Raw genomic sequence first — 12,275 nt, 5'->3', positions numbered from 1 at the left:
CATGATTATTAAAAAAAGATTTTTAGTTCTTATAGTCTTAGCTTTTATTTCTTTAAAAAAATCCTATGCACAGCAAGATGCTCAGTATACACAATATATGTTCAATACTATGAGTGTCAATCCCGCCTATGCAGGATCTAGAGGGCAATTAAGTATTGCGGCTTTATATAGGGCGCAATGGGTAGGTTTAGATGGAGCACCAAAAACGCAAACATTAAATGTACACTCTCCCATTAGAGATAGTAAATTAGGTTATGGTTTTTCTATAGTTAATGACGAAATTGGGGATGGAGTAGTGCAAGAAACTTATTTTGATGCCGTTTTATCTTATACTATTGATGTTTCCTTAGAAGGTAAATTATCATTTGGTTTAAAAGTAGGAGGTAATTTGCTAAATTTAGATTTTAACGGCCTTCGTAATTTTGATGTTGAACCTGTAGATGCAGATAATATAGAAAATAGATTTTCTCCTAATTTTGGGTTAGGTCTTTATTATCATACAAATAAATTTTATGCAGGCTTGTCTGCACCAAATTTATTACAGACAGACCACTTTGATAACTCTAAACAAGATTCAAATACAGTACAATTTTTATCTCAAGAAAGGATAAACTTTTATTTTATTACGGGTTATGTTTTTGATTTAAATGGAGATTTTAAATTTAAACCAGCATTGTTGACCAAAGTTGTAGGTGGTGCACCATTACAAGTAGATTTTTCTGCGAACTTTATGTATAACGATCGTTTTACTTTTGGAGCAGCATATAGATGGGATGCAGCAGTAAGTGGTATGGTAGGTTTTCAAATATCAGACCAGTTTATGTTAGGTCTTGCTTATGATAGAGAAACAACAGATTTAGGAGGAACACAATTTAATGATGGTTCTTTTGAGGTTTTCTTACGTTATGAGTTAGTTAAATCATTTAGAAGATTAGTTTCACCTAGATTCTTTTAAAATATAAAAAATGAAAAAAAGTATACAAGCATTTATTTTTGCCTTTGCACTTTTTATAGGGGTAGTTTCTAATTCCCAAGATAAAAGAGTTACAAAAGCGGATAATGAATATGAAGAATATTCGTTTAGCCCTGCTATAGATATCTATAAAAAAGTATTAGATAAAGGATATGTTTCTGCAGATTTACTTAAGAATTTGGGAAACTCATACTACTTTAATGCAAATTATAAACAAGCTTCAGATATTTATAAGAGATTAATAGATGATTACGGTAAAGATGTTGGGCCAGAATATTTTTTTAGATACGCGCAAACTCTAAAATCATTAGGAGATTATGAGGGGTCAAATACAGTAATGGATAAATTCTCGGAAATAACAGATAATGATGTTAGAGCAAATGGTTTTAAGGAAGAAAAAAATTATCTAAAAGAAATTAAAAAGAACTCAGGTAGGTATACTATAAAACCTTTTGAATACAATACTTCTTATACAGAATTTGCCCCATCTTTTTATAAAGAGGGGTTAATATTTTCTTCGGATAGAGATACAGGAAATTTAGCAAGGTATAGGCATACATGGAATTCAAAGGATTTTCTAGATTTGTATGATACAAATGATTCTTCTGTTGTTAAATTAGGGAAAGAAGTAAACACGCGTTTACATGAATCTACATCCGCAATTACTAAAGACGGAAGTACACTTTATTTCACAAGAAATAATTTTAAAAATGGTAAATATATAAAAGACGATAAAGGAGTTATTCGACTTAAAATATTTAAAGCAACATATATAGATAGTACTGGTGTTTGGTCTAATATAGAAGAGTTATCTATTAATAGTGATTCTTATTCTGTAGCCCATCCAGCTTTGAGTAATGATGAAAGTACTTTGTATTTTGCATCAGATATGCCAGGAACATTTGGTGCATCAGATATATATAGAGTTAGTATAAAAGAAGATGGAACTCTTGGTGCTCCAGAAAACTTAGGAAGCAATATAAATACAAAGGCTAGAGAAACATTCCCTTTTATAACTAATGAAGATGTTTTATACATGTCATCAGATGGGCACCCAGGGTTAGGAGGATTAGATGTTTTTGCAACTAATATTTCGAACGGAAAACTAAATAGTTCTGTAGTTAATGTGGGTGAAGCTGTTAATAGTAAAATGGATGATTTTACTTTTATTTTTAATTCAGAAACAAAAAAAGGATATTTTGCATCTAATAGAGAAGAAGGGAAAGGAGCAGATGATATATATAGTTTTATAGAGAATGAACCTTTACTGTTAGATTGTCATCAGGCAGTAACTGGAACAGTAAGAGATAAAATTTCTAACGAGGTACTGGTAGGTGCTGCTATAAAAATTATTGATGAAAATAATATAGAAATATCATCTGCTATAACAGATTCTAACGGCACATATTCTATAGACTTAGATTGCAATCAAGGTAATTTTGTTAGAGCAATAATGGAAGGTTATGTGCCTGCAGAGGAATATTTAGGGAAATCTGATGGTAAAGCTAAAATTATTGATTTTTATTTAGAAAGAGATAAGGTTTCTGGAGGATATGGAGATGATTTAGCTAAATTATTGCAGCTAAGTACTATATATTTTAACTTTGATAAATATGACATTCGTAAAGACTCAGAAATTGAAGTGCAAAAAGTAATTGCCGCAATGGAGAAATATCCTAGCCTTAAAATAAAAGTTAACTCGCATACAGATAGTAGAGGTAAAGATTCTTATAACCTATGGTTATCAAAAAAGAGAGCACAGGCAACTGTAGATTATATGATATCTAAAGGAATATCTAAAGATAGACTAGAAGGAGAAGGATACGGTGAAACCAAATTAATAAATAAATGCTCTAATGGAGTAAAGTGTACTGGAAAAGAACATGAGTTAAACCGTAGATCAGAATTTATAATATTAGAATAAATTTATCAAAAAATAATATAAAAGAAAAGCTACCATTTTTGGTAGCTTTTCTTTTATATAAGCATTTTGTTAGTTAGGCTAACAACATTTAATTATAGCTACACCTCTTATTATAGTCTCTATACAACAAATCTTTAGCAAAGAACTCTAAGCTCTTTATTTTTATGTGCAACTTAGTAATGAACTAATAATCTTAAAATTTAGAGATATAGAAAATACTAACTTACTATTATAAACCCCGATTATAGTAATACTATGAGATTCCCCCTTTTTTTAATTTATTTTTTGCTCGCTGCACCTCTTTTGTTAGCACAGGAAACTTATAGAGATAATTTTAGCTCTGTATCTTATTCTAATAATGATGGGACTCTTAATTTTTCAGGTAATTGGAATGAAGTTAATGATGGTAATAGTGCTGCTAATGGAAGAATTAGAATTACTGGCGGTGATTTGCGTTTTGAAGATATTAGTAGAAACTCCCAAAACATTTTTAGGTCTGTAAACTTATCAGGGGCTTCTAGTGCCACTATTTCTTTTGATTGGCAAACAATTGGTTTAGATGGAGGGAATGATACTACAAGTGAATATATGAGTCTTCAAGTTTCTACTGACGGAGTAAATTATACTACCTTAAATACGTTTCATGGTACACAGGCAAATACTTTTAGTCAAAATATATTAGCTTATGCTTCAGCTACAACAACATTTAGATTATATAATGAAAGTACATGGGCTTGGGGAGATTGGGAGTCGGGAGAATATTTTTATATAGATAATTTTAGAATTACTGCCAGTTTTGGTGCTAGAGTATTAGTGGAAGACGTAGCAGTAGAAGAAGATGCAGGTACTGCAACTTTTGATATATCTCATGCAGGATTAAATACGTCGTCTTCATATACTGTAGATTATGTAATAACAGCTGGTACTGCAACTCAAGGTATTGATTATACTGTTAGTTCTGGAATTTATACAGGAACATTAAATTTTAATGGTACATCAGGAGATACCGAGCAAATAACAATTTTAATAACAGATGATACTTTACTAGAAGTATCAGAGACGCTTATAATAAGTTTTAATGCAACTAGTGACGTCTCGGTTGATATTTCGGATACCGCAATAGGTACAATTGATGATAATGAAAGTGACCCTAATGATGTAAGACCTTATGAAGAAAGGTATGCAATGAATATTGTAGGAAATTTTATAATGAAGGGGAACACAAATTTAATATGTACTGCTAACTGTCCGGGAATTCCAACAAGTAATAACCCAACTGTAATAATGGGGTATTCAAATGTAGATGGAGATCCAAGTACAACCAATTCTAGTAGTAGTACAATAACTATTCCAGTTGGAGCTACTGTGGAATATGCCGCATTATATTGGGGAGGTGTTTATAATAGTAGCAATAGTGGAATTACTAATCCGCCACCAACCTTAAATATAGATGAAGTAAAACTAAGAACACCTAGCGGGAGTACTTATAATACAATAACAGCTGATCAACGTAATATTGAGACAAGTGCATTTTCTGGTTGGAATTCTTTTATGTCTTATGCAGATGTTACTAGCTTAGTGCAATCAGGAGGTAATGGTAATTATTTTGTTGCAGATATTCCATTAATAACAGGGAGTTCTTTTACAGGTCCTTATGGAGGTTGGACAATGGTAGTCGTTTACAATGATAGCACAGAAAAATCTCGTAATATTAGTATTTGGGATGGTTTCGATTTTTTTGGTTTTGGAGCTAATGATTCATTTACGGTTACAGGCTTATTAACACCATCTTCGGGAGTATTTGAAAGTAGTGTTGGATATTTTGGTTTAGATGGGGAATCGAGTTCATCTGGTGACTTTGTTTCCATAAACGGATCACCTATTACAAATGCTTTAAACCCAGGGAACAATACATTAAATGGAACTATTTCGGAATATGGAATAGATACAGGAAATAGAAATCCAAATTTTTCTTATAGTTGGGGAGTAGATATAGATGTTTTCGATGTCACGGGACTTGTACCTAACTCTGCTATAGAAATGGATGTGGTTTTGGGTAGCAGTAGCGAAGGGATATGGGGAGGAGTATTTGTGACATCCAATGAAATTGCTTTTCCAACAGTAGCAAGTAAGTCATTTAACCCAGCAACAATTTCTCAAGGTAACGAGTCTCGTGTAACAATAATAATAGAAAACCCAGCTAATGGTGTTAATTTAACAAATTTTAGTTTAACAGATAACCTACCAACAGATATGGTAATTTCAACTACTCCAGATGCAACTTCTTCTAGTGGGGGTACTATTACAGCAATACCAGGAAGTAGTAATTTTACTATTTCAGGAATTAGTGTTCTAGCAGGTAATACATGTTCTTTTAGTTTTGATATTGTGACCTTGAAAATTGGAAATTATGAAAATACTATTTTTCCTATCGACACAACAAATGATCAAAATATACCATTTGCAGGTGAATATACAGGAGAACTTTCCGTATTCCCAAGAACAGTAATTACAAATAGAAGAATAACTTATAGAGTTAAAAAAGAATAATTTTTTTTGTAGTACTTAGATTACAGATGCATTTTTATAGAAATTTTTTAATTTATCTAACCTCTAATTTTTAGACATATACCATGTTTATTAGTGCCTACACAACATTAATTGTTATTGGTATGAGTCTGTCTTTATTTTTGTTATAGTTCCCGCTAAATCTATAATGAAAACTTTACCATGCTTAAAAGCACATTATATAATTCTAGAAAGAATATATACTTAGTTATATGCATTCTATCTATTTGTTTTATAAAAAACATTAAAGCCCAAACAACTTTTACGGAGAGCGCAGTATCTTATGGCTTAAATCTTGGTGGAAGTAAGGATGGAGGGCATGCTTGGTCAGATTTTAATAGCGACGGTTTTATAGACGTTCTTGTTCTTCAGAATAGTACCTCTCAGCGAAATTACCTTATGCGTAATAATGGTGATGGCACTTTTAGCAACGTACAATCGACTTTAGCTTCAGGGATGATAGCTGGTGATAGAGCAGAAAGACAAGCTGCTTGGGGCGATTTAAATGGTGATGGAAAACCAGATTTTATGATGACCAGTTATGGTACAAGTTCATCGGATGTAGCAATTCAAATTTTTATTCAAAATAATGACGGTACATTTGGAAATGGTATTGGGGGTTCTGCTCCAATAACAGTGGGGGAAAACAATAGCGCTACAGTTACTATAAATCCACTTAACGTAGAAGGAGCAGGTTTTTTTGATTTTGAAGGGGATGGCGATTTAGATATCTTTTTTGATAGCCATAGTTTTGGAATAGAACTTTTACGTAATAACTATATAGATCATACAACACATACAGTTACTAACCCTGCACCGGCAGGATTATTTACGCATATAACTCCTGGTAATGGTACTGGTGTAGTAGAGTATGGTTTAAATCAATTTGCAACAGATGGAGATTACGGTTCTGCAGCCGATGTTAATGATGACGGTTGGGTAGATATTTTTATGCGTAAGCGAGATGAAAATGATTTTTTTTTAAATCAAGGGGGAACTTTTACAAACGGAGCAGATTTAGCACAAGCTTGGAATAATAATAAAGGAGGTAATGGACTTTGGGATTTAGATAACGACGGTGATTTAGATGCTGTTTGGACAGAGAACGGACTTACACAAATTTTTAGGAATGACGGACCAGGCGTTTGGACTCCATTAGGAGCGGCAACTTTTCCTGGTTTACCACAACCTTCTAATACAAACAATGGATACTCATCAAATGATATAGATGCTTTAGCAGCAGGAGATATAGATAATGATGGAGATATAGATATTTTGTTTGTAGGAGATGGACAAGGTAGTGCTTCTAATAGGAGAAGTTATTTGTTTATAAACCAATTAAATAGCCCAACCCCTGCACCAGGTGTAATTGGTAGTGGCGCTGCAATGAGTTTTACATTAGACACCGAAATTTTTAACACTAGAGATGGGGAAGGAGCTACTATGATTGATATTGATGATGATGGAGATTTAGATATTTACATGAACATTAATGGTGGTTCTAATGAGTTGTATATTAATAATTTACCTGCGGCAAACAGAAATAATCACTTATTAATAGATGTTTCTGAAGATAGAGGAGCTAACGGTAATACAGGTGGTTTGCCAGCTAGAGTTGCAATTGGTACAAATGTTTTAATTAAAGATTGTGCTGGTAATATAGTAAGTGGTTTACGACAAGTAAACGGGGTGTATGGGCATGGTACGCAAAGTCCAGAAGAAGTACATTTTGGACTGCCATTAGGAGAAAATGAAACCTATATTATAGAAGTAAGGTATCCAAATTTTTATGATGCTTCAGACCCAAATGGGTACTCAAGATTAATATCCACCATAATAGCACAACCAAGTACAATATCAGGTACAAATCATTACGACTTATCTACTACAGATGCTGAAATATTAGAAAATGAAAACCCTCCAGATGCAGAGAACGATTTAGTTGTAGTACCGCAAGGAAACACCGTTTCCGTTCAAATTAATTTATTTGATAATGATACAGAACCCGATGGAGAAGATTTTTTTATAGAAAGTGTTGTGCAACCAGCTATAGGTTCTGTAGTTATAGATGATGCAAATGCAGGTTTGGTAACTTATACGTACAGTGCAGGAACTCCTTTTACGGGAACAAGTTTTGATTATACAATTACAGATTCTACCGTTTCTGTATGTCCCGCATTAGGAAAAAGTGATACAGCAACCGTATATATAGAAGAACCTTGTACAGACTTATCAGGGATAGATACAGATGGTGATGGTATAAATGATGTTTGTGATGTAGATGATGATAATGATGGTATTTATGATGTAGACGAATGTCCGCCATTAGCTGGAGTAGTAGAACCTCAAGCAGATGCCTTAGATTGGATAAAAGGAAACCACAGCATATTTGTTATAGGTAATAATACCAATGCGAATGGATATTTAGAATCTGGATTTCAAAAAGAAGCATATCATAGACAGCTTAGTTTAACAGTTCTTAACGATAATAATGATTTTTCATCTACGGGGTCTGGTGATGGTTCTGGAGTAAGTAGTGTCGTTACTTTTAGCAATGGAACAATGTCATATAGCACTAGTTATATTACAACAAATAGAAACGAATTTAGGAGAACCACTGGAGGAGCATTTAAATCTGGAAATTCTGGAGATGCTGTTTATGTAGAACCAGAACAAGGAGGTGTAGCTGGAGATTTCTATACTGTTGATATTGATTTTACAATAGCAGTAACTGCCTTTAGTTTTGATATGGTAGATATTTTAGATACCATTATTGGAGATGATCCAGTATTAAGTTATGCAGTATACGCAGATGGAGTTTTAATAGCATATATAAAAGATACTATTATTGGAGATGATACTACTGGTCCGGTTACAGTTTTTGATGGAGCCGATTTTCCTAGGGGAGACGTTGTTGCTGGTCAAAATAGAGAAACCACTTTTGGTTTTATAACAGATACTCCAGTAAGTAATGTAGAAATTAGATACGAAATTTTAACAGAAAGTATTACGTCAACAGCTCGTGATCCTCATGGTCTAGATAATTTTGCATATAGTACAGATACACCTTGTACTAATTCTAAAAATACAGATAGTGATGGTGATGGTTGTTCGGATGCTGACGAAGCATATTTAGGTTTAGTATCTAATGCAGATTCTGATGATAGCGGAACTTATGGTTCAGGAACACCAACGGTAACTTCCACAGGACAAGTTATAGGAGCAGGGTATAATACTACTAATACATATTATCAAGACGTAGGCGTAAACGCATGTGAAGATAATGATGGCGATGGAGTTCCAGATGGGGTAGATTTAGATGATGATAATGATGGTATTTTAGATTTGGTAGAGAACCCAAGAACAGTATTATGGGTTACACAAAACTCTCCAAATACAGAAGAGCAAAATACAATAGATAAATTAACAGACTTAGGGTATACGGTAACTGTAGTAGATGATAATGTTGGAGGCAATGCTAATGACTATGCAGTAACTTTTTTGTTTGAGCGAGTAAATAGCGGAACAGCCTATGCTAATGTGGAAAATATAGCAACTACTTCAAACGGAGTAATCACTAGTGAGAATGCACTTTATGATGAAATAATAGGAACAACAGGTTCTACAGGGAGTACAGCTACAAATTTTATAAATATTATAAATAATACACATCCAATAACAGATGGGTTATCTATCGGTAATTACGATGTAGGCGATGCTGATTTTTATGTAAACGGAGTAGTTTCTGGAACAGAATTAGGAAGACATCCAAACGGACAAAAAGATTTTGCGGTTTGGGAACCCGGTGATGCCTTAGATACTGGAATAGCACCTGGAAGAAGGACTATAATACCTTTAACAAGAGGTTTTAATACAGCTGGAGAAGATTTATTAGTAAATGCCATTGTTTGGACGGCGAGTATAGATACTGATAAAGATGGCATAAATAATGACTTAGATTTAGATAGTGATGGAGACGGAATTCCAGATAATGTAGAAGCGCAAACCACTTTGGGATACATCCTATCTAACAATGATACAGACGCAACATATACAATTAATAACGGAGTTAATTCTGCTTACTTAGGAGGATTAACCCCAACCAATACCGATGGAACAGATCAACCCGATTACTTAGATTTAGATAGTGATAATGAGGGCCATGGAGATACAACAGAAGCAGGGATTGCCTTAGCAGGAGAAGATATAGATAATGATGGTTTAGATGATGGAATAGATACCGATGTAACAGGGTATAATGATCCAGGAGGAACCATAGATAATCCAATAACTCCATCATTTACTTTGCTAGATTCTGATAATGATGCAGGTACAGGAGGCGATGTAGATTTTAGAGATGCTTTAGATGACAGACCGGATAATGATAATGATACTATTGTAGATGCCTTAGATTTTGATGATGATAATGATGGAATTTTAGATACGGATGAAGGTTGTGGCAACCTAATAATTAATCCATCCTTTGAACAACAAGATTTTACAGATGCTGCTATTTTCCCTGGAGGATTTACTGATGCTTCAGGAACTTTTATAGGAGCAACATACAATGCCAATACTTTAGCAGGTTGGACATATACGCAAAACCTTGATGGTTGGGTAGGTGGAGAAAGTCCTGCATGGTCATCTAATACTTTTGCAGAAGAATACCATGGTACGCAGTACTTAGACGTTATGGGAAATAATAATGTTACCAGCGGTATAAATAATATTTTATCCCAAGTAATAAATACTACGGTTGGTAATACATACAAGTTCTCGTTTTTTTGGGGAGAAGATGTAGGTCATGCACCAGGAGCACAAGTAACTTTAGATGTAGATGTTATAGATGCTTCAAGTAATTCTCTTATCAATCAAACCTTATTAACAAAAGCAGAAGGCGTTGTTGCAGGAATAATGGGGCCAAAAAAGTGGTTTTATTATGAAAGAACCTTTGTGGCAACAACAGCACAAACAACTATTTCTTTTGAAGCTACTCCTAGTTATACTGCTGATGGAGCTGCATTAGATTTTGTAACGGTAGAAGATATCACTACTTGTAAAGATACCGATAATGATGGCGTTCCAGACAGTATGGATTTAGATAGTGATAATGATGGTATCTATGATGCTGTAGAAGCAGGTCATAACCAAGCCCATACAAACGGAGTAGTTAATGGAGTGGTAGGTATAGATGGGGTGCCAAATGCAGTACAAAGCGAACCAAATAATGAGACTGTAAATTATTCATTAGCAGATTCTGATGGAGATAATAATATAGATGCTATAGAGGTAGATTCGGATAGCGATGGCTGTAATGATGTGCAAGAAGCAGGTTATACGGAAAGCGGAACAGAAATAGGGGAGTTAGAGGGAACTGGATATAATGTTGTAAATGGATTAGTAACTGGTAATTCTGATGGATATACTACTCCAGTTGATATTAATACGAATTTAGTTTTCGATTATAAAGAAGCAGGTACAGCTCCTGTTATTAACACAGAACCTAGTAGTTTAACTATCTGTCCAGGATGTAGTGGTACAATGACCGTCGTTGCAACAAACGGAGATATATTTCAGTGGCAATTATTTAACGGTACAACTTGGGATAATTTACCTAATTCTGGTATACATAGTGGTGTAAATACCAATACCTTATCTATAACAAATCCAACATCTAGTGATAATGGGAATCAGTACAGAGTTTTAGTTTCTAATTCTATGTTTGTCTGTACAATGGATACTTCTATTACTGCAGTTTTAAACCTTAGAGTTGCAACAGTAATTACAAATAGAAGAATAACGCATAGGGTAAGGAAAAACTGATTTGCATAAAAAATTATGCGCTTGAAACTTTTGTTTTTGTTGAGGTTATCGATAAAAGGAATAAAGTTTTTTAAGTGTTTTATTTTACTAAAACCTCACTTTTTAAGAGGTATACAATACTAATGTACACTTACACAACATTTATTTTCCAACGGAGGATGTAAAGTTATTTTTGTAGAGTGTAGTAAGATCATAGTGTAAAAGTTATGGTTTCTTAAAAGAAAGATTACAGGTATATACTTAAAATATATAGAAAAATTATAGTACTAAAATGGCCAAAACTAAAAACCTACAAATGAAAAAGTTTCTATTACCGATGTTGTTATTTATATCGGGAATTGCGTTTTCGCAACAAACAGTTCTTTTAGAGGATCAATGTAATTGCGAAGTGTTAAGTGGTACAGATGTTACAGCTCCAGGTGTTGGTACACCTACAGGTGCAGATATAGGGGATATTTATGTAAATACAGATACGGGTACAATTTATTTCTGGGATGGAAATACTTGGGAGTTAACCTCTACAGATAGTCAACAGATACAAACGTTTAGTTTTGATACTTTAACTAATGAGTTAACATTAACATTAGAAAACGGAGGCAGTATAACTACCGATTTAAGTTCTTTAAACCAAAACGCGGCAGAAGTTAGTTTTGACAATAGTACATCTTTACTAACAGCGACTAATGTACAAGATGCTATTGATGAGATCAATGCAGCAGCAGGTACGGTAGCATTAGTAGATAATTTAGATGGTACATATACTTTTACAGATGCATCGGGTACAGATGTGATCATCTCAGATACATCCATTTCAACATTATCTACACCAGTAAATGGTGTATATACGTATACAGATGAAGCAGGAAACACCCAAACTATAGACACCAATGCAAGTAGTAACCCTTATGATAATAGTACATCTTTACTAACAGCGACTAATGTACAAGATGCTATTGATGAGATCAATGCAGCAGCAGGTACGGTAGC

General features: G+C 33.8%; 5 protein-coding genes. All 5 read left to right on the top strand.

Annotated features, from left to right (window positions below; all coding sequences use genetic code 11):
* Window position 1 precedes the first annotated feature (1 nt).
* A complete protein-coding gene (locus Q0945_RS13980; protein WP_299435647.1) occupies window positions 2-955 on the top strand; it encodes a type IX secretion system membrane protein PorP/SprF in 954 nt (317 codons plus the stop codon).
* Window positions 956-965: 10 nt separating this feature from the next.
* Window positions 966-2,897 carry an OmpA family protein gene (locus Q0945_RS13975; RefSeq protein ID WP_299435645.1) on the top strand — a complete coding sequence of 644 codons (1,932 nt, stop codon included), beginning with the start codon at window positions 966-968 and terminating at the stop codon, window positions 2,895-2,897.
* A gap of 285 nt (window positions 2,898-3,182) precedes the next feature.
* Window positions 3,183-5,447 (top strand): Calx-beta domain-containing protein, encoded by a 2,265-nt coding sequence (locus tag Q0945_RS13970; RefSeq protein WP_299435643.1) that lies wholly within the window; start codon window positions 3,183-3,185, stop codon window positions 5,445-5,447.
* Window positions 5,448-5,627: 180 nt separating this feature from the next.
* Complete coding sequence (locus tag Q0945_RS13965) at window positions 5,628-11,288, top strand: FG-GAP-like repeat-containing protein (RefSeq protein ID WP_299435641.1); 5,661 nt, start codon at window positions 5,628-5,630, stop codon at window positions 11,286-11,288.
* 295 nt (window positions 11,289-11,583) lie between these two features.
* A partial coding sequence (locus Q0945_RS13960) for a hypothetical protein (protein WP_299435639.1) occupies window positions 11,584-12,275 on the top strand: 692 nt, incomplete at its 3' end.

Source organism: uncultured Maribacter sp., assembly GCF_947500405.1.
Lineage (GTDB): Bacteria > Bacteroidota > Bacteroidia > Flavobacteriales > Flavobacteriaceae > Maribacter_B.
The sequence above is the reverse complement of the archived record's forward strand: the minus strand, read 5'-3'. Positions and strand labels throughout refer to the sequence as shown.

What these genes read in the sequence shown, in the direction of transcription:
- Q0945_RS13965 (WP_299435641.1), top strand. Translation starts at nt 5,628, where the DNA reads ATGCTTAAAAGCACATTATATAATTCTAGAAAGAATATATACTTAGTT.
- Q0945_RS13980 (WP_299435647.1), top strand. Translation starts at nt 2, where the DNA reads ATGATTATTAAAAAAAGATTTTTAGTTCTTATAGTCTTAGCTTTTATT.
- Q0945_RS13975 (WP_299435645.1), top strand. Translation starts at nt 966, where the DNA reads ATGAAAAAAAGTATACAAGCATTTATTTTTGCCTTTGCACTTTTTATA.